General features: G+C 69.7%; 18 protein-coding genes. 15 read left to right on the plus strand and 3 right to left on the minus strand.

Annotation, left to right across the window (positions count from 1 at the left end):
* Positions 1-101 precede the first annotated feature (101 nt).
* A complete protein-coding gene (locus QUE68_RS02890; protein ID WP_284232471.1) occupies positions 102-590 on the minus strand; it encodes an inorganic diphosphatase in 489 nt (162 codons plus the stop codon).
* A gap of 138 nt (positions 591-728) precedes the next feature.
* Here QUE68_RS02890 and dacB point away from each other — a divergent pair, with 138 nt between their 5' ends.
* The 5 genes from dacB to QUE68_RS02915 are packed head-to-tail and all read left to right on the plus strand — an operon-like array spanning position 729 to position 7047.
* Complete coding sequence (gene dacB, locus QUE68_RS02895) at positions 729-2135, plus strand: D-alanyl-D-alanine carboxypeptidase/D-alanyl-D-alanine endopeptidase (RefSeq protein ID WP_284232474.1); 1407 nt, start codon at positions 729-731, stop codon at positions 2133-2135.
* Positions 2132-3193 (plus strand): zinc-dependent metalloprotease, encoded by a 1062-nt coding sequence (locus QUE68_RS02900; RefSeq protein ID WP_286275140.1) that lies wholly within the window; start codon positions 2132-2134, stop codon positions 3191-3193. The genes dacB and QUE68_RS02900 overlap by 4 nt, the downstream gene beginning before the upstream one ends.
* The gene (gene tilS / locus QUE68_RS02905) at positions 3172-4134 is read left to right on the plus strand and encodes a tRNA lysidine(34) synthetase TilS (RefSeq protein ID WP_284232477.1); all 963 of its coding nucleotides are present in this window, start codon (positions 3172-3174) and stop codon (positions 4132-4134) included. Before QUE68_RS02900 ends, tilS begins: the two co-directional genes overlap by 22 nt.
* Positions 4135-4154: 20 nt before the next feature.
* A complete protein-coding gene (gene hpt / locus QUE68_RS02910) occupies positions 4155-4781 on the plus strand; it encodes a hypoxanthine phosphoribosyltransferase (RefSeq protein ID WP_284224435.1) in 627 nt (208 codons plus the stop codon).
* A 31-nt stretch (positions 4782-4812) separates the two neighbouring features.
* The gene (locus tag QUE68_RS02915; protein ID WP_284224437.1) at positions 4813-7047 is read left to right on the plus strand and encodes a molybdopterin-dependent oxidoreductase; all 2235 of its coding nucleotides are present in this window, start codon (positions 4813-4815) and stop codon (positions 7045-7047) included.
* Between the two features lies 1 nt (position 7048).
* Here QUE68_RS02915 and QUE68_RS02920 read toward each other — a convergent pair whose 3' ends face one another.
* Positions 7049-7798, minus strand: coding sequence for an SIMPL domain-containing protein (locus tag QUE68_RS02920; protein WP_284224438.1), 750 nt, complete (start codon positions 7796-7798; stop codon positions 7049-7051).
* A 10-nt stretch (positions 7799-7808) separates the two neighbouring features.
* Positions 7809-8783 (minus strand): alpha/beta fold hydrolase, encoded by a 975-nt coding sequence (locus QUE68_RS02925; RefSeq protein ID WP_284224439.1) that lies wholly within the window; start codon positions 8781-8783, stop codon positions 7809-7811.
* Between the two features lie 136 nt (positions 8784-8919).
* On the opposite strand from QUE68_RS02925, the gene ftsH reads away from it, so the two are divergent.
* The 10 genes from ftsH to QUE68_RS02975 all read left to right on the plus strand — a co-directional run bounded on the left by ftsH (position 8920) and on the right by QUE68_RS02975 (position 18368).
* Positions 8920-11274, plus strand: a complete 2355-nt coding sequence (gene ftsH, locus QUE68_RS02930; RefSeq protein WP_286275141.1) for an ATP-dependent zinc metalloprotease FtsH — start codon at positions 8920-8922, stop codon at positions 11272-11274.
* A gap of 17 nt (positions 11275-11291) precedes the next feature.
* Entirely contained in the window at positions 11292-11894 is a 603-nt protein-coding gene (folE, locus tag QUE68_RS02935) for a GTP cyclohydrolase I FolE (protein ID WP_284224441.1), read from the plus strand.
* Entirely contained in the window at positions 11891-12772 is an 882-nt protein-coding gene (folP, locus tag QUE68_RS02940) for a dihydropteroate synthase (RefSeq protein WP_284224442.1), read from the plus strand. The genes folE and folP overlap by 4 nt, the downstream gene beginning before the upstream one ends.
* On the plus strand, positions 12765-13145 hold the full coding sequence (gene folB / locus QUE68_RS02945) for a dihydroneopterin aldolase (protein WP_284224443.1): 381 nt from the start codon (positions 12765-12767) through the stop codon (positions 13143-13145). The genes folP and folB overlap by 8 nt, the downstream gene beginning before the upstream one ends.
* On the plus strand, positions 13142-13657 hold the full coding sequence (gene folK / locus QUE68_RS02950; RefSeq protein WP_284224444.1) for a 2-amino-4-hydroxy-6-hydroxymethyldihydropteridine diphosphokinase: 516 nt from the start codon (positions 13142-13144) through the stop codon (positions 13655-13657). The genes folB and folK overlap by 4 nt, the downstream gene beginning before the upstream one ends.
* The gene (locus QUE68_RS02955) at positions 13657-14133 is read left to right on the plus strand and encodes a DUF3180 domain-containing protein (protein WP_284224445.1); all 477 of its coding nucleotides are present in this window, start codon (positions 13657-13659) and stop codon (positions 14131-14133) included. Before folK ends, QUE68_RS02955 begins: the two co-directional genes overlap by 1 nt.
* 68 nt (positions 14134-14201) lie before the next feature.
* The gene (locus QUE68_RS02960) at positions 14202-15596 is read left to right on the plus strand and encodes a DUF6779 domain-containing protein (RefSeq protein WP_284224446.1); all 1395 of its coding nucleotides are present in this window, start codon (positions 14202-14204) and stop codon (positions 15594-15596) included.
* Between the two features lie 78 nt (positions 15597-15674).
* Positions 15675-16634, plus strand: coding sequence for a Rossmann-like and DUF2520 domain-containing protein (locus QUE68_RS02965; RefSeq protein WP_284224447.1), 960 nt, complete (start codon positions 15675-15677; stop codon positions 16632-16634).
* Entirely contained in the window at positions 16631-17575 is a 945-nt protein-coding gene (gene panC, locus QUE68_RS02970; RefSeq protein ID WP_284224448.1) for a pantoate--beta-alanine ligase, read from the plus strand. The genes QUE68_RS02965 and panC overlap by 4 nt, the downstream gene beginning before the upstream one ends.
* 4 nt (positions 17576-17579) lie before the next feature.
* The gene (locus tag QUE68_RS02975) at positions 17580-18368 is read left to right on the plus strand and encodes a type III pantothenate kinase (RefSeq protein ID WP_284232479.1); all 789 of its coding nucleotides are present in this window, start codon (positions 17580-17582) and stop codon (positions 18366-18368) included.
* Positions 18369-18374: the final 6 nt, after the last annotated feature.

The following is an 18374-nucleotide window of genomic DNA, read 5'->3' on the forward strand; positions in this document are numbered from 1 at the left end:
ACGGCCATGATCGATTGCCCACGCGACACGCGGGTTACCCCGTGTTACGGGCGTGCTAAATCACCCGGCGGCCGCAGGAAGCCGCAGGTCAGCGCAGAGTGCTAGTGCCCCGACGACTTGAACCGCTCCACCGATCGCGCCAACTCGGCTTCGGCCTCGGCGCGGCCCGCCCAGTCGGCGGCCTTGACGAACTTGCCCGGCTCGAGGTCCTTGTAGTGCACGAAGAAGTGCTTGATCGCCTCGAGCTCGAACGGCGGTACGTCGGCGAGGTCCTGGATGTGGTCCCAGCGGGGATCACCCGCGGGTACGCACAAGAGCTTGTCGTCACCGCCGGCCTCGTCGGTCATCTTGAACATCGCCACGGGCCTGGCCTCGACGATGGCACCGGGGAAGACCGACTCGGGCAGCAGCACCAGGGCGTCCAGCGGATCGCCGTCCTCGCCGAGGGTGTTCTCGAAGAAGCCGTAGTCGGCCGGGTAGCCGAACGCCGTATAGAGGTAGCGGTCGAGTTTGACCCGGCCGGTCTCGTGGTCAACCTCGTACTTGTTGCGTGACCCCTTGGGGATCTCGATGACGACGTCGAACTGCACCGGCTCGGCTCCTTCGTCTCTGCACAGCATCCTGGGGTCGCCTGGTGACGACGCGGGTCCACCTTAGACGAGCGGTAACCTCTCAATCGTGGGGTCTGCGCAGCGGGCCCAGGGATCAGGAGGGCGACCATCGGACTCGTGCGGCCCACCCGGTGGCGTCGATCCACCCACGTGTGGGTGGGCGTCGTGGTGCTGCTTCTGGTCGCCGCGGTCGTCGCCGCGGGTGCTGTCGCGACGTCGCGAGGTAGCTCGGCCAGCGAGGCAAGGGTCGCCGTCGCGCCCCGACCCGCACCAGCCGCGGTCGAGCCGGCCGTGACCCCGCTGGCCGATTCGGCGCCCGTTCCCACCCCGGCGGGTTTGACGGCGATGCTGGCGCCGTTCGTGGCCAGCCCCGACCTCGGCGCCCTGACCGGGCGCATCACCGATGCGATGACGGGTAAGCAGCTGTGGGCGCTGGGTGCCGACGTGCCGATGCAGCCGGCGTCGACCAACAAGGTGCTGACGGCGGCGGCGGCGCTGCTGACCCTGGACCGAGACGCCCGCCTCACGACGACGGTGGTTGCCCCCGACCAGGCGGCGTCGCCGGGGCTCCTCGTACTCGACGGTGGCGGGGACCCGACGCTGTCCGCCGCCGGTAAGGACGTCGACACGTGGTACCGCGGGGCGGCCCGCGTCAGCGACCTCGCCGACCAGGTGCGTCGTTCCGGCGTCACGCCCAGGGTGGTTCAGGTGGACGTCAGCGCCTACAGCGGCCCCACGATGGCGCGCGGCTGGGATCCACTCGACATCGACGGCGGTGACATCGCGCCGATGGAGGCCGTGATGCTCGACGGCGGCCGCACCCAGCCGGTGAGTGTCGACTCGGCGCGCTCGCGAACCCCGGCGCTGGACGCGGGCCGGGCGCTCGCGATAGCCCTTGGCCTCAACCCGGCGACCGTCACGGTGCGTCCGACGCCCGCCACGGGGGACCAGATCGCCTCCGTGCAGTCACCTCCGCTGATCGAACGGGTACGACAGATGATGAGCGAGTCCGACAACGTGATGGCCGAGTCCATCGGCCGCGAGGTCGCGGCTGCCGTCGGCAAACCCCAGAGCTTCGACGGGGGCGCCCAGAGCGTGCTCGGCCAACTGTCCAAGGCGGGAATCGACATCGATGGAGCCACCCTGATGGACTCGAGCGGCCTGTCCGTCGACGATCGTCTGACCGCAGAGACTCTCGACGGCGTCATCAACGCGGCGGCGGCCGATGCGACCCTCACCGCCAACCACGAACTGCGCCCACTGGTGGACCTCCTGCCGATCGCCGGCGGCAGCGGCACGCTGTCGAACCGCTTCCTCGACACGGACGCAGGCCGTGCGACGGCCGGGCTGCTGCGGGCGAAGACGGGTTCACTCACGGGCACCAACGCGCTGGCCGGGTTCGTCACCGACGCCAGCGGCAGGGTGCTGACGTTCTCGCTGATCTCCAACGACGCGGGACCGACGGGACGCACGGCGATCGACGCAGTGGCCGCCGCGCTGCGGTCCTGCGGGTGCGGCTCGTGAGCGGCTCGTCGTCGGTCGCCGTCGGTCACGCCGTCGACTGGGAGTTCGCCGCCACGGTCGGTGCCAAGTTGGTCAGATCCGCGCCGCCGGTCACGGAGTACACCAAGCGCCAGGCGGTCGACGAGCTGGCGGCGTCCGCGCGCAACGCCGAGGGGCCGGTCCGAGACGTCACGGGCCTCAACGAGGGCGCCGCGATCACCGAGGCCAGGGTCATCGACCGATCCGAATGGGTCAGGGCGGCAACGGAATCCATGCGCGCCATGATCGGGGGCAACCAGGGCGGCGCGTCCGGGGGCGCCATCACCCGGCGGATCACCGGCGCACAGACCGGTGCGGTGCTCGCGTTCGTCTCGTCGGGAATCCTCGGCCAGTACGACCCGTTCGCCTCGAATGGCGGTGAGCTGCTGCTGGTGTATCCCAACGTGATCGCCGTCGAGCGCCAACTCCGCGTCTCGCCGGCCGACTTCCGCCTGTGGGTCTGTCTGCACGAGGTCACCCACCGCGTTCAGTTCCGCGCCAATCCCTGGCTGGCCGAACACATGTCGACGTCGTTGGCGGTGATCACCGACGACAGCGGCCAAGAGCTGACCCAAGTGGTCGGCAGGCTTGGCGAATTCGTCAGGAACAAGCGGTCTGGCGCGGACGGGACGGCTCACGAACCCAACTCGGAGGGCATGGTCGGCCTGCTGCGCGCGGTTCAGTCCGAACCGCAGCGCAAGGCCCTCGATCAACTGCTCGTGCTCGGCACGCTGCTCGAAGGTCATGCCGACCACGTCATGGATGCGGTCGGGCCCAAGGTGGTTCCCTCGGTGGCGGTCATCCGGCGACGGTTCAACGAGCGGCGGCAACGCAAGCAGCCACCGCTACAACGGGTGTTGCGGTCGCTGCTGGGCTTCGATGCGAAGCTCAGCCAGTACACCCGCGGGAAGGCCTTCGTCGACCACGTGGTGGGCGCGGTCGGGATGGATGCCTTCAACACGGTCTGGACGAATGCCGAAACCTTGCCGCTACCAACCGAAGTCGACGAGCCTCAGCGATGGATCGACAGGGTCCTCTAGCCGCGGTGCGTACGGCGGTCGACACGTTCGCCCGCACCTACTGCGCTGACGACGAGCGGTGGTGCGTGGCGTTGTCGGGCGGGGCCGACTCGCTGGCCCTCACCGCGGCCGCCGCGCGGGTGCGCCCCACCGTCGCGCTGATCGTCGACCACGATCTGCAACCGGACTCCGCGGTCGTCGCGGCCAGTGCGCGCGATCGGGCGTTTGAGTTGGGATGCGTTGCAGTGCAGGTGCTTCGGGTTGGCGTTGGCCTGGAGGGTGGGCCAGAGGCGGCTGCACGGAACGCGCGTTATACTGCGCTCGACGTGGCCCGGGGCGGTCTGCCCGTGCTGATCGCGCACACGCTCGACGACCAGGCCGAGACCGTTCTGCTCGGCCTCGGCCGCGGATCGGGCGCGCGGTCGATCGCCGGCATGCGACCGCACGACCCGCCCTGGGGCAGGCCGCTTCTCGGGATTCGCCGCGCCGTAACGCTCGGCGCCTGCGCGGAGCTGGGGCTGCTGCCATGGCACGACCCGCACAACACCGATCCGAGGTTCACCCGCGTCCGGCTTCGCACCGAGGTGCTGCCACTGCTGGAGGACGTGCTCGGTGGCGGTGTCGCCGAGGCCCTCGCGCGGACGGCCACGGGGTTGCGCGAGGACAACGAGGCCCTGGACGCGCTGGCAGCCGACGCGTTGGCCGCGGCCGTTGGCGGCGACGGCCTCGGCGTCACGGCGCTCGCCGTACTGCCGCCGCCGATCCGGCGGCGGGCCATCCGCCGGTGGCTGCTCGACGGCGGCGCCAGCGGCCTCACCGACGGCCAGATCCGCGACGTGGACCGACTGGTCGTGGACTGGCGCGGTAGGGGAGGTGTCGCGGTAGGTTCGTCGCTGCGCAACCAGAGGCTGGTCGCCTGCCGTCACGACGACATGCTGGTGCTTCGCGTCGAACCCGTATAGCGCCGTGTCGATCGGGCCACGTGTTGGTCGTCGGCGCACTGACATGGCACGCTATTGCCGTGCCCGAGCCATCTGCCGCGGACCCTTATCCCGGCGACATCGAGTCGGTGCTCCTGTCCGAGGCGGAGGTGAAGGCGCGCGTCGCCGAACTTGGTGCCGAAGTGGGTGCGAAGTACCGCGAATCGATCGGTCCGGACGGCCAAGACCTGCTGCTGGTGACCGTCCTCAAGGGCGCGGTCATGTTCGTCACGGACCTCGCGCGGGCGATTCCACTTCCGACGCAGCTGGAGTTCATGGCGGTCAGTTCGTACGGCTCGTCGACATCGTCGTCTGGCGTGGTTCGCATCCTCAAGGATCTGGACCGCGACATCCACGATCGCGACGTGCTCATCGTCGAGGACATCGTCGACTCCGGGCTCACGCTGTCCTGGCTGCTGCGCAATCTCGCGACCAGGCATCCGCGGTCGCTGCGGGTGTGCACGTTGCTGCGCAAGCTCGATGCCGTGCGCACCGACGTGCCGATCGAGTACGTCGGCTTCGACATTCCCAACGAATTCGTCGTGGGTTACGGGCTCGACTACGCGGAGCGCTACCGCGATCTGCCCTACATCGGCACACTGCACCCGAAGGTGTACGAGAACCGCTGAGGGACGCCGACCCGGCGGGCACAATGCAGGCATGGTCACCTCCAGAACCGCGTTGAGAATCTGCCCGCTCTGCGAGGCCACGTGCGGATTGACCCTGACCATCGACGACGCGGCCGGGACGGTCACCGGTGCGCGCGGCGATCGCGACGACGTCTTCAGCGCGGGCTACATCTGCCCCAAGGGCGCGAGTTTCCCGCAGCTCGACGGCGACCCGGACCGGCTGACCCGGCCGCTCGTCCGCCGGGACGGTGAACTGGTCGAGACCACCTGGGACGAGGCGTTCGCCGCGGTGGCGACGGGGCTGGGCGCCGTGCTGGCCGAGCACGGTGGACCGTCGGTCGCCCTGTACGCCGGCAACCCGAACGCCCACACCATCGCCGGAGCGCTGTACGTGCCGTTGATCATCCGCGGTCTCGGCACCCGCCAGGTCTACTCGGCGAGCACCCTCGACCAGATGCCGAAGCACGTCGCGCTCGGGCTGATGTTCGGCAATCCGATGGCCTTCACGGTGCCCGACCTCGACCGCGCCGAGCACCTCGTCGTCATCGGCGCGAATCCACTGGTGTCCAACGGCAGCCTGGCGACCGCGGCCGACTTCGGCGGCAAGCTCAAGGCCATGCGCAAGCGTGGTGGCCGGTTGACGGTCATCGATCCGGCGCGCACCCGTACCGCCGAACTGGCGGATCGTCACATCGCGCCCCGGCCGGGTACGGATGCCGCGCTGCTGTTCGCCATCGTGCACACGCTCTTCGACGAAGCCCTCGTCGACCTCGGCGACTTGGCCGACCTCGTCGAGGGAGTCGACCAAGTCGATTCCCTGGCAAGGGAATTCGCCCCCGAGCACGTCGCCGATCACTGCGGTGTCGCCGCCGAGGAGATCCGCACCGTCGCGAGGGAGATCGCGGCGGCGCCGTCGGCAGCCGTCTACGGCCGGATGGGCACGTCCACCGTCGAGTTCGGCACCCTCGGGACCTGGCTGGTCGACGTCATCAACGTGCTGACCGGCAACCTGGACCGCGCCGGCGGGGCGATGTTCCCGCAGTCGCCGGTCGGTGCGGCGGCCAGACCCCCGCGGCCCGGTCGCGGATTCGCCACCGGACGCTGGCACAGCCGCGTCTCCGGCTACCCCGAGGTGCTGTCCGAGATGCCGGCCGCAGCGCTGGCGGAGGAGATCGAGACACCGGGTCCGGGTCAGGTGAAGGCGATGATCAGCATCGCCGGCAACCCGGTGTTGTCCGCGCCCGACGGCGACCGGTTGAGCCGCGCCCTGGCTGGCGTGGACTTCATGCTCAGCGTCGATCCGTACCTCAACGAGACGACGTGTCACGCCGACGTGATCCTCCCGCCACCACCGCCGTCGCGGAGCGCGCACTATGACGTCGCGCTCGCCGGTGCGTCGGTACGCAACAACGCGCGGTACTCGCCGCCGGCCCTCCCGCTGGCCGAGGGCCAGCCCGACGAGCCCGAGATCCTGTCCCGCCTGGCGCTGATCCTGGCCGGCCTGGGGCCCGATGCCGACCCGGCGCTGGTGGACGAGCAGGTGATCGCCGCGACGCTGAGCAAGGAGACCAACGATCCGGACTCGCCGGTGGCCGGACGTTCGGTCGACGAGATGACCGCGATGCTCACTCCCGGGCGTGGGTACGAGCGCCGCCTCGACATGATGTTGCGGCTGGGCCCCTTCGGGGACGCGTTCGGAGCGAACGCCGACGGTCTCACGCTGCAACGCCTGAAGTCCGCACCGCACGGCATCGACTGCGGAGCGCTCCGCCCGCGGCTGACCGAGGTGCTGCGCACCCCGTCGGGCAAGGTGGAACTCGCGCCGGTCGCGGTCGTCGACGACGTCGCGCGGCTGCGCGCCTCCCTGGATCGCGGGTCCGACGGCTTCGTGTTGATCGGCCGCCGTCACCTGCGGTCCAACAACAGCTGGATGCACAACGTGCCGTCACTCGCCGGCGGCACGAATCGCTGCTCGCTACGGATTCATCCCGACGATGCCATCGAGCTGGGGATCGTCGACACGGCCCGCGTCAAGGGCCCCGGCGGTGAGTTCGAGGTCCCGGTCGAGATCACCGACGGTATTCGGCGCGGGGTGGTCTCGCTGCCGCACGGCTGGGGTCATGACCGCAGCGGTACCGGCCAATCGGTGGCAGCCGAGCATCCCGGGGTCAACGTCAATCAGCTCAACGACGGCCAGACGCTCGACCCGTTGTCGGGAACGGCGGTGCTCAACGGCATCCCGGTGCAGATCGCTCCGGTGGGTTGACTCAGCCGAGTTCCCACACGACCGTCACGGAGAACCCGACGGTCTGCTGTCCCGGTGACAGCGGCACGGCCTCGGCCGCCACGTCGAAGCGGACCGGCGACGGCATCGGCGGAGGGGCGCCACTTCCGGTCTCGGAGATGGACAGCACCTTGCCGAGGTCGAGGCCGGACAGGTCCGCGTACTGCTGAGCGCGGTTCTTCGCGTCCTCGAAGGCGCCGCTGCGAGCATCCTTGACCAGCTGCGAATCGTCCTCGATGGAGTAGGTCACCGAGTTGATCCTGGTGTTGTCCCCGCCCGTGGTGGTGATCGCGCCGAGGACCTGCGGCCCGTTCTCGATCTTGCGGACCTTCACGTCGATCGAGTTACTCGACTGGTAGCCGACGATCGTGGTGTTGTCCGAGCCGCCGTATTGCGGCTGCAGCGTGACCGTCGTCGTGCTGATGTCCTTGCGGTCGACGCCCTGGCCGACCAGCGCGTCGATCACGGCGTTCGCGCGGCCGCTGGTCTGGTTGGAGGCACCGATGGCGTCGGGTGCCGTCGCGGCGATCGAGAGGCTGACGGTCAGCGTGTCCGGGGTGCCGTCCACCTTGCTCTCACCGACGACGGTGACCTGGCGGGGGGCGGCCGTGCCGGGCACTGCCGCCGGCGCCGAGGTGGCGTCACAACCCACGATGCCGACGACGGCGAGGGCCGCTCCGGCGATCGCGAACAACCTGGTCAACGTTCTCGAAGGCTTCGGCGGCTTCGGCATGACCCGCACCCTACCGTCGGGCACCGTCGGGATCGGCGAGAAACTCGAGCAGCGCGGCGTTGACCTCGGCGGGCCTCTCCTGCTGTAACCAGTGGCCGGCGCCGTCGATCAGTACCTCCCGGTACGGTCCGGACACGACATCGAGGACGCGATCGCGAGGGGTCATCGCCAGGGCTGGGTCCGCGGTGCCGCCGACGAAGAGCGTCGGGACGGCGATCGTCGCCGAGGGCGTGGTTGCGGTCAGCTCCCAGTTTCGGTCGAAGTTGCGGTACCAGTTCAGCGGTCCGGTGAATCCCGTCCTGGTGAATTCGGCGACGTAGTGGTCCACCTCGTCGGGGGTGATCCACCCGGGGAGACCGTCGGGTTCGGGCAACCGCTCGATGAAGCCCGCGGGGCCGGGTGTCGCCATCTCTACGAAGACGTTGGTGTGGTCGGTCGACCGGATGCCGCCCATCAGTCTGCGCATGGTGCGGGCGGGGTCGTCGGCCAGCTCGGCGTCGGCGGGGCCTGGCTCTTGGAAGTAGAGGATGTAGAAGAAGTCGTCGCCAAAGGCCTTGCGCCACGCTTCCGTTGGCGGGCCGAGCGGCCGGGGCGTCGGCGGGACGCTCAGGGTGGCGCACGCCGAGATCCGGTCCGGGTGCAGCAGAGGGAAGTTCGTCGCCACGACGGAACCCCAGTCGTGCCCCACGATCACCGCCGTCTCGGCGCCGACGTCGTCCAGCAGGCCCGCGATGTCGCCCGTCAGCGCCACGATGTCGTAGTCCTCGACGGCGCGCGGCACCGACGAGCCGCCGTAGCCGCGCTGATCGGGGGCCAGCACGTGATACCCCGCGGCGGCCAGCACCGGGATCTGATGCCGCCACGAGAAGGCGAGTTCGGGAAAGCCGTGGGCCAGGACGACCAGCGGCGCGCCACGGTCACCCGCCTCCGTCACCCGCAACGTCACGCCGTTGGTGTCGATGAACCGTTCGGTCGATGTGGGCACGTCTCCAGCCAAGCACAGCCGCCGGGAACCTTCCGTCGTTGTTCTAGCGGTAGCCTGAACCCACCAACCTGCGCTCATCGGAAGGACGTGGCCGACTGGAGTCTCCTCCGAGTCTCGCCGGCCAAACAGACAACGAATGAAACGTAAGAACGTCATCCGCACCCTCACCGCGATAGCGGTCGTGCTGCTCCTCGGTTGGGTCTTCTTCTTCTTCAGCGACGACACCCGTGGGTACAGCCCCGTGGACACGTCGGTGGCGATGAGTCAGATCAACGGCGACAACGTCAACGCCGCGCAGATCGACGACCGCGAACAGCAGGTCCGGCTGGACCTCAAGAACGGCAACGGCGACACCGAGGACAAAGACAAGGTCATCGCGAAGTACCCGAACGGGTACGGGGTGCCGCTGTTCGACGCACTGAGCGCGAAGAACATCAAGACCAACACGGTGGTCAACGGGGACGGCGTCTTCGGTTCACTGCTGTTCTACCTCCTGCCCCTGCTGTTGTTCGTCGGGTTGTTCGTGATGTTCTCCCGCATGCAGGGTGGCGGCGGCCGGATGGGCTTCGGCTTCGGCAAGTCCAAGGCCAAGCAGCTGAACAAGGACCTGCCCAAGACCACGTTCGCCGACGTCGCAGGCGTCGACGAGGCGGTCGAGGAGCTCTACGAGATCAAGGACTTCCTGCAGAACCCGACTCGGTATCAGGCGCTGGGCGCCAAGATTCCCAAGGGCGTGTTGCTCTACGGTCCGCCGGGAACCGGCAAGACGCTGCTGGCCCGCGCGGTTGCCGGCGAGGCCGGCGTGCCGTTCTTCACCATCTCCGGCTCTGACTTCGTCGAGATGTTCGTCGGCGTCGGCGCCTCCCGCGTCAGGGACATGTTCGAGCAGGCCAAGCAGAACAGCCCGTGCATCATCTTCGTCGACGAGATCGACGCCGTCGGACGGCAGCGCGGCGCAGGTCTCGGCGGCGGGCACGACGAGCGCGAGCAGACGCTGAACCAGCTGCTCGTCGAGATGGACGGTTTCGGCGAGCGCCAGGGTGTCATTCTCATCGCGGCGACCAACCGACCCGACATCCTCGATCCGGCGTTGCTGCGCCCAGGCCGCTTCGACCGTCAGATCCCGGTATCCAGCCCCGATCTGGCCGGCCGGCGGGCGGTGCTCAAGGTCCATTCGGCGGGCAAGCCGATCGCCGAGGACGCCGATCTCGACGGCCTGGCCAAGCGCACGGTCGGCATGTCCGGCGCCGACCTGGCCAACGTGATCAACGAGTCCGCCCTGCTGACCGCCCGCGAGAACGGAACGATCATCACCGGTGCCGCGCTGGAGGAGGCCGTCGACCGCGTCGTCGGCGGGCCGCGCCGCAAGGGCCGAATCATCAGCGAGCACGAGAAGAAGATCACCGCCTACCACGAAGGCGGTCACACCCTCGCGGCCTGGGCGATGCCCGACATCGAGCCGATCTACAAGGTGACGATCCTGGCCCGCGGCCGGACCGGAGGCCACGCGATGTCGGTGCCCGAGGACGACAAGGGCCTCATGACGCGCTCGGAGATGATCGCTCGTCTGGTCTTCGCGATGGGCGGCCGCGCGGCCGAGGAGCTGGTGTTCCGCGAGCCCACCACGGGGGCGTCATCCGACATCGACCAGGCCACCAAGATCGCCCGCGCCATGGTGACCGAATACGGCATGAGCGCCAAGCTGGGTGCCGTCCGCTACGGCACCGAGCACGGCGACCCGTTCCTGGGTCGGTCGATGGGTGTGCAGGCCGACTACAGCCACGAGGTCGCTCAGATCATCGACGACGAGGTGCGCAAGTTGATCGAGGCCGCGCACACCGAGGCGTGGGAGATCCTCACCGAATACCGCGACGTCCTCGACGTCCTGGCCGGTGAGCTCCTGGAGAAGGAGACGCTGCACCGGGTCGAGCTGGCGGCCATCTTCTCCGACGTGAAGAAGCGCCCACGCCTGACCATGTTCGACGACTTCGGCGGTCGGGTGCCGTCGGAGAAGCCGCCGATCAAGACGCCGGGCGAGCTCGCGATCGAGCGGGGCGAGCCCTGGCCGCCGCCGATGGAGGAGCCGGCCTTCAAGGCGGCGATCGCCGCGGCGAGCAGGGCGAACGAGGGGCAGAACGGCGCCCACGGCACCAACGGCAACGGACAGGCCAACGGTCACGGCGGAAGTCGCGTCGGCGCCAACGGCGCACCGGGTGGCCCGACGCAACCGAACTACGGGGCACCCGCTGGCTGGCACGCCCCGGGCTGGCCGCCGCCAGGACCGGGCCAGTATCCGCCGCCGCCGCCGTCCGGCTGGGGCCCGCCCCAGCAGCAGGGTGGCTACCCACAGCCGTACCAGCCGCCCTATCCTCCGTATCAGCCGTACCCGCAGCCCGGGCAGCCTGCCCCTCGCGGCGGCGCACCCGCGCCGAACCCGTACGACGACGACAAGGGCGCCGGCGACGGGCCCGCCACGCCGCCCGGCGGCTGATCCGACAGGAGGCTCCGATGACGAAGCCTGGTTCACCCTCGTTCGTCCCCGCCGAGTTCGATCAAGCGCGGGCGGAGAAGGCCGTACGGGAGCTGCTGTACGCCATCGGTGAAGACCCCGACCGGCATGGCCTGATCGACACGCCGGCCCGCGTGGCCCGGGCCTACCAGGAGATGTTCGCCGGGCTCTACTCCAATCCCGACGACGTCCTCAACACCACCTTCGACGAGCAACACGACGAGCTCGTGCTGGTCAAGGACATCCCGATGTACTCCACGTGTGAACACCACCTGGTGTCGTTCCACGGGGTCGCCCACGTCGGCTACATCCCCGGTGCCGACGGCCGCGTCACCGGCCTGTCCAAGCTGGCCAGGGTCGTCGACATGTACGCCAAGCGCCCGCAGGTGCAGGAGCGGCTGACGGGACAGGTCGCGGACGCGATCATGCGCAAGTTGGACCCCCGCGGGGTCATCGTCGTCATGGAGGCCGAGCATCTCTGCATGGCGATGCGCGGTATCCGCAAGCCCGGTGCGACCACCACGACCTCGGCAGTGCGTGGACAGTTCAAGACCGACAAGGCATCGCGCTCCGAGGCGTTGGATCTCATTCTGCGGACGTGAGTACCACGCGCGTGCAGGTGATGGGCGTCGTCAACGTCACCGAGGACTCCTTCTCCGACGGCGGCCTGTACCTCGACCGTGAGCGCGCCGTCGCCCACGGGTTGGCCCTCACCGCTGCCGGCGCGTCGATCATCGACGTCGGCGGCGAGTCGACCCGACCCGGTGCCACCCGCGTCGATGCAGCAGTGGAGAGCGCCAGGGTGCTGCCCGTCATCAAGGACCTTGCGGCACAGGGTATTACGGTGAGCATCGACACCATGCACGCTGCGGTCGCGCGGGTGGCGTTGGAGAATGGCGCGAAGATCGTCAACGACGTGTCCGGTGGCCGCGCAGACCCCGACATGGCGCCCCTGGTGGCCGAGGCCGGCGTGCCGTGGATCCTGATGCACTGGCGGGCGGTCGGCGCCGAACGCCCGCACGAGGTACCCCAGTACGGCGACGTGGTGACCGAGGTCCGCGACGAGCTGCTGGCCTCGGTCGACGCCGCGGTCACCGCAGGCGTCGATCCTGCGAACCTGGTGATCGACCCGGGGTTGGGCTTCGCCAAGTCCGCCGAGCACAACTGGACGTTGTTGGCGGCGCTACCCGAGTTCGTCGACTCCGGCATCCCCGTGCTGGTCGGCGCCTCCAGGAAGCGGTTCCTCGGAGCGCTCCTGGCCGACGGTGAGGGAGGGCTGCGCCCGCCCGACGGTAGGGAGACCGCGACCGCGGTGATCTCCGCCCTGGCGATGATGCACGGCGCCTGGGGCGTGCGGGTGCACGACGTGCAGGCCTCGGTCGACGCACTGAAGGTCGTGGAGGCGTGGTCCGGCGGGCTGGAGCGCAGCGACCGGGGAATCGACTCCGTGGCTCCCCAATGGAAAGGTGAACGTGGCTGACCGAATCGAGTTGCGTGGCTTGGCCGTTCGCGGTAATCACGGCGTCTTCGACCACGAGCGGCGCGACGGTCAGGACTTCGTCGTCGACATCACGGTGTGGATCGACCTCGCCCCGGCCGCCGCGAGCGACGAGTTGGCCGACACCGTCGACTACGGCGCGTTGGCTCAGCTCGCCGCCGACGTCGTGGCCGGGCCGCCGCGGAACCTGATCGAGACGGTCGCCGCCGAGATCGCCGACCGGGTGATGGCCGACGAGCGGCTGCACGCCGTCGAGGTCGTCGTGCACAAACCCGACGCCCCGATTCCGCTGACGTTCGCCGACGTCGCGGTGGTGGCGCGGCGATCCCGGCGCGGCATGCGGGCCGCGACGTGACCAGGATCGTGCTGTCGATCGGTTCGAACGTCGGTGATCGCCTCGCGCACCTGCAATCGGTGGTCGACGGTCTGGGGTCCGCCATCCGCGGCGTCTCCCCGGTGTACGAGACCGACGCGTGGGGCGGCATCGAGCAGGGGGCGTTCCTCAACGCGGTCCTCATCGCCGAGGACCCGTCGCTCGGTTGCCGCGACTGGCTACGCCGCGGCCGGGAACTCGAGCAGGCCGCCCAGCGCACGCGCGATCAGCATTGGGGGCCAAGGACTCTCGACGTCGACCTGGTCTCCTGCCACGACGGCCCCGACGAAGTGTCCAGCCGCGACGAGGAGCTGACCCTGCCCCATCCCTACGCCCACCAGCGAGCGTTCGTCCTGACGCCGTGGCTCGCCCTCGACCCGGCGGCGACCCTCACGGTGAACGGCACGCCGCTTCCCGTCGCCCAGTTGCTGGCCGGTCTGGACGCCACCGAACGCGACGGCGTCCGGCTGGCGGATCACGTGCTGGTGAGCTGATGGGCCCGACCCGCAAACGTGACCTGACGGCCACGACGGTTCTTCTCGCGATCGTCGGCTACGTGCTGGTGAGCCTGACGTATCGCTGGTTCCCACCGATCACCGTCTGGACGGGGCTGTCCCTGCTGGGCGTGGCAGCCGTCGAGGCGGGTTGGGGGTTCTACGTCAGATCCAAGATCGGCGACGGGAAGATCGGCGACGGGCCGGGCTGGCTGCATCCGCTGGCCGTCGCGCGCGCCGTGATGATGTCGAAGGCATCGGCGTGGGTGGGGGCTCTCGTCCTGGGTTGGTGGGTGGGCGTTCTCGTCTACCTGCTGCCCAGGCGTAGCGGGCTCAGAGTGGCGGCCGAGGACACCGCGGGGGTGGTCGTGGCCGCGGTGAGTGCACTGGCGTTGGTGGTCGCCGCCCTCTGGCTACAGCATTGCTGCAAGTCACCCGACGAGCCGCCGGAGGATGCCCGCGGTGAGCTTCCATGAGCAGCTGACCAGGCGAATCGCCGACGCGGTCGATACGCGATGAGACCCGGCGCAGGTACAGTCGGCGCATGACCGAACCGACTCGTGGGGTCCGCGCGCGACGCGGAAACCGCAGGCCGGGGTCGTTGCTGCTGACGGCGTTGCTGGTGCTCGCCATCGTGGCCAGTTCGGCGCTGGTCTTCACCAACAAGGTCGAGTTGTTGAAGCTTGCCGTGATCGTATCGCTGTGGGCGGCGGTGGTTGCTGCGTTCGTCTCGTTCATCTACCGGCGGCAGGCGGATCTCGATCACGCCAAGTCGCGCGACCTCAAGCTGGTGTACGACCTGCAGCTGGATCGCGAGATCTCCGCGCGGCGGGAGTACGAGTTGTCCATCGAGGCTCAGCTGCGCCGCGAACTCGCCTCAGAGTTGCGGGCACAGACATCCGACGAGGTGGCCAGTCTCCGTGCCGAACTCGCGGCGCTGCGCGCAAACCTCGAGATCATCTTCGACACCGACCTGCAGAGCCGGCCGGCCATCGAGAACGAACGCACCACCGTGCACCGCTTCGGCAATTGGGATGCCGTACCTCAGCAGCAGGTATCGGCGCCGGAGCGTAGTCAGCGAAGCACCAGCCCCGGCCGGGTGATCAGCAGTCGCATCGACACCGAGACGCCCGAGGACAGCGACCCCAACACCGAGGAAAGCCCGATCATCGACGTGCCCGTCGAACCCCACCCGCCCGAGGACGAGTGGTCTCCGGAGGTACTGGGCGGTGCGCATCGCCGACCGTCCGAGCCGGAACCGGACGATGGCGGGTGGCGACCGCCTCCTTCGCAGGACGAGCCCCAGCCCCCGGGCCGCCGACGCGCACCCGAACCCGAGTCGGTCCCGGTCTCCGACGGTCGGCAGCCGTGGTCGCCGGTGGACGTTCCCGCACCGCCACCGCCGCCTCCGCCTCCACCGCCACCTCCACCCCCGCCGCCGCCACCGCGTCGAGAGGAGCCGGAACGTGTCGCCAGGCACGCACCGACGGGATCCGGGTGGCAGCCCGTGCCGGCCGAGGGGCAGTACATCCCCGCCGGGGTGCCGGGAAGCAACTGGGCCTCCCCGCCCGTCGTGGAACCGGACGCACCGCCGGCCGCGCCGCCCCCGGCACCGGCCATGACCCCGCCGCCGACCGAGGCGACGAGGCCGGGTCGGCACTACACCGCCGACGTTTCCGATGCCGAAGCGGCGAGGCGAGCCCGCCACTCGGCCGCCGCCGAGGTCGACCCCGGGCGTCGTACCGCCCCGACCCTCGCGACTCCCGCGTCGGCACCGCCGGAGGCCCCGGAGGCGGCGACCGCCCGCCATCGCGGAGCCGACGAGGCAGAAGAATCCGCCGGCCAGCACATTGGCGGCCAGCCGGTCTCGGAGCTCATGGCGCGGTTGCAGGCGAATGCCAGCACCGGCGGTGGCCGTCGCCGTCGTCGCGAGGAGTGAGCTAGTCTCGAGCCGACCGTCCGGTACCCGCTCAGCCGGGACCGGAACGCCGGACACGAGCATGCGAGGTCGTCTGCGATGGTGCAGTCCCCCGGGTACGCCTGGGGTCCCCCCGACGGACTGCGACCGGCCCGACTCACGGTGGGCATCATCTCCGCCGGTCGCGTGGGAACGGCTCTCGGCGTCGCGCTGGAACGCGCCGACCACGTCGTCGTGGCGTGTAGTGCGATCTCCCGGGCGTCGCGCCAGCGAGCCGAACAACGCCTCCCCGACACTCGGGTGCTCCCCGTTCAGGACGTGGCCGCCCAGGCGGAACTGCTCATCCTGGCGGTCCCCGATGCCGAACTCGCCGGTCTCGTCTCGGGATTGGCGGCCACGGGATCGGTGCGGCCGGGCACGATCGTGGTGCACACCTCGGGGGCCAACGGCATCGGCGTGCTGCGCCCGCTGACCGAACTCGGCTGCATCCCGCTGGCCATCCATCCGGCGATGACGTTCACCGGTTCGGACGAGGACGTCGCCCGGCTCTCTGGAGCATGCTTCGGCATCACCGCCGCCGACGACGTCGGTCATGCCGTCGCCCAGTCGCTGGTCCTGGAGATCGGCGGTGAACCGTTCGGAGTCCGTGAGGACGCCCGCGCGCTCTACCACGCCGCGCTCGCCCACGGCGGCAACCACGTCACCACCGTCCTGCTCGACGCCGTCGAGGCCTTGCGCGCCGCGCTGCGAGGGCAGGAACTGCTGGGTCAGGAAGTGGTCGGCGACGCTCCAGGGGGTATCGCCGAACGCGTCCTCGGACCGCTGGCGCGCGCGTCTCTGGAGAATGCGCTGCAACGCGGGCAGTCGGCGCTCACGGGCCCGGTGGCCCGCGGCGATGCCGCCGCGGTGACCGCTCACCTACGCGCGCTTGCCGAGGTCGATCCCGAACTCGCGCAGGCATACCGGGCCGATTCCCTGCGCACGGCACAACGCGCGCACGCTCCGGCGGCCGTGTTCGCCGCGCTCGACGATCCACCCAACGAAGGAGGTCGTGCGTGAACGTCAGGAAACCGCCCGCATTCACCGCGGGTGAGCTGAACCTCTACACCAAGATCCGGGAGGCGTCCGACGTGGGCCGGGCGCTTCGGACCACGGGGCGACGCGTCGTGCTGGTGCCGACGATGGGGGCGCTGCACGACGGCCACCTCGCGCTGGTGCGTACCGCGAAGCGGGTACCCGGCGCGGTCGTCGTCGTGTCGATCTTCGTCAACCCCCTGCAGTTCGGCGCCGGTGAGGACCTCGACGCCTACCCCCGGACACTCGACGATGACCTGGCGCTGCTGCGCACCGAGGGCGTCGAGATCGTGTTCGCGCCGACCGCGTCGGAGATGTACCCGAACGGGCAGCGGACGACCGTGCACCCCGGACCGCTCGGGGCCGAGCTCGAAGGCCATTCTCGGCCAACGCATTTCGCCGGGATGCTGACCGTCGTGTTGAAGCTGCTGCAGATCGTCCGACCGGATCGGGCGTACTTCGGGGAGAAGGACTACCAGCAGCTCGTCCTGGTGCGGCAGATGTCCGACGATCTCGACCTCGACGTGAAGGTGATCGGGGTGCCGATCGTCCGCGAAGCCGACGGGTTGGCACTGTCTTCCCGCAACCGATACCTCTCCGAGGCCGACCGCGAACAGGCGGGGGCATTGTCGGCGGCTCTCCTCGCGGGCATGTACAACGCCTCCCGCGGTACGGCGGAGGCGCTCGATGCCGCCCGCGGCGTGCTCGACGAGGTGCCCGCGCTCGACGTCGACTACCTGGAGGTGCGGGATCCGTGGCTGGGACCGGCTCCCGCCGAGGGACCGGCCCGGCTGCTGGTGGCCGCGCGACTGGGCGGCACCCGCCTGCTGGACAACATCGCCATCGACGTGGGCGCGGCAGCGGGTATCGACGGGCATTCCCGCGTCGACTCGGGGCGCAGTCACGAACTGCCCTGGAGGAACTGACGCCGTGCTCCTGGCGATCGACGTCCGCAACACCCATACCGTCGTCGGGTTGATCTCCGGCGCGGGTGATCATGCGAAGGTGTTGCAGCACTGGCGGATTCGTACCGAGGCCGAAGTCACCGCCGACGAGCTGGCGCTAACCATCGACGGTCTGATCGGTGACGATGCCGAACGGCTCACCGGGGTGACCGGTCTGTCGACCGTACCGTCGGTGCTCCACGAGATCCGGGTCATGCTGGAGCAGTACTGGTCCTCGGTGCCGCACGTCCTGATCGAGCCGGGTGTGCGGACGGGCATTCCGCTGCTCGTCGACAACCCGAAGGAGGTCGGCGCCGATCGGATCGTCAACTGCCTGGCCGTCTTCCAGAAGTACGGGACACCGGCGATCGTCGTCGACTTCGGTTCGTCCATCGTCGTCGACGTCGTGTCGGCCAAGGGGGAGTTCCTCGGTGGGGCGATCGCGCCGGGCATCCAGGTGTCCTCGGATGCGGCGGCGGCACGGTCGGCGGCCCTGCGCCGGGTGGAGTTGACGCGGCCCCGCTCGGTCGTGGGCAAGAACACCGTCGAGTGCATGCAGGCCGGCGCTGTCTTCGGTTTCGCCGGTCTGGTCGACGGTCTGGTCAGTCGTGTCCGCCAGGACGTCGACGGGTTCGGCGGCAGCGACGTCACGGTGGTGGCCACCGGGCACACGGCGCCCCTGCTGCTGCCCGATCTGCGCACCGTGGCGCACTACGACCCGCACCTCACCCTCGACGGGCTGCGTCTGGTGTTCGAGCGCAACCAGAAGCGCTAACCCCTC

Origin of the sequence: Mycolicibacterium sp. TUM20985 (assembly GCF_030295745.1) — a bacterium.
Classification (GTDB): Bacteria; Actinomycetota; Actinomycetes; order Mycobacteriales; family Mycobacteriaceae; genus Mycobacterium.

Coding starts and splice junctions, on each gene's coding strand:
- ftsH (WP_286275141.1), top strand. CDS start 8,920: ATGAAACGTAAGAACGTCATCCGCACCCTCACCGCGATAGCGGTCGTG.
- QUE68_RS02965 (WP_284224447.1), top strand. CDS start 15,675: ATGGTGCAGTCCCCCGGGTACGCCTGGGGTCCCCCCGACGGACTGCGA.
- QUE68_RS02920 (WP_284224438.1), bottom strand. CDS start 7,798: ATGCCGAAGCCGCCGAAGCCTTCGAGAACGTTGACCAGGTTGTTCGCG.
- QUE68_RS02915 (WP_284224437.1), top strand. CDS start 4,813: ATGGTCACCTCCAGAACCGCGTTGAGAATCTGCCCGCTCTGCGAGGCC.
- QUE68_RS02955 (WP_284224445.1), top strand. CDS start 13,657: ATGGGCCCGACCCGCAAACGTGACCTGACGGCCACGACGGTTCTTCTC.
- tilS (WP_284232477.1), top strand. CDS start 3,172: ATGGATCGACAGGGTCCTCTAGCCGCGGTGCGTACGGCGGTCGACACG.
- folE (WP_284224441.1), top strand. CDS start 11,292: ATGACGAAGCCTGGTTCACCCTCGTTCGTCCCCGCCGAGTTCGATCAA.
- QUE68_RS02960 (WP_284224446.1), top strand. CDS start 14,202: ATGACCGAACCGACTCGTGGGGTCCGCGCGCGACGCGGAAACCGCAGG.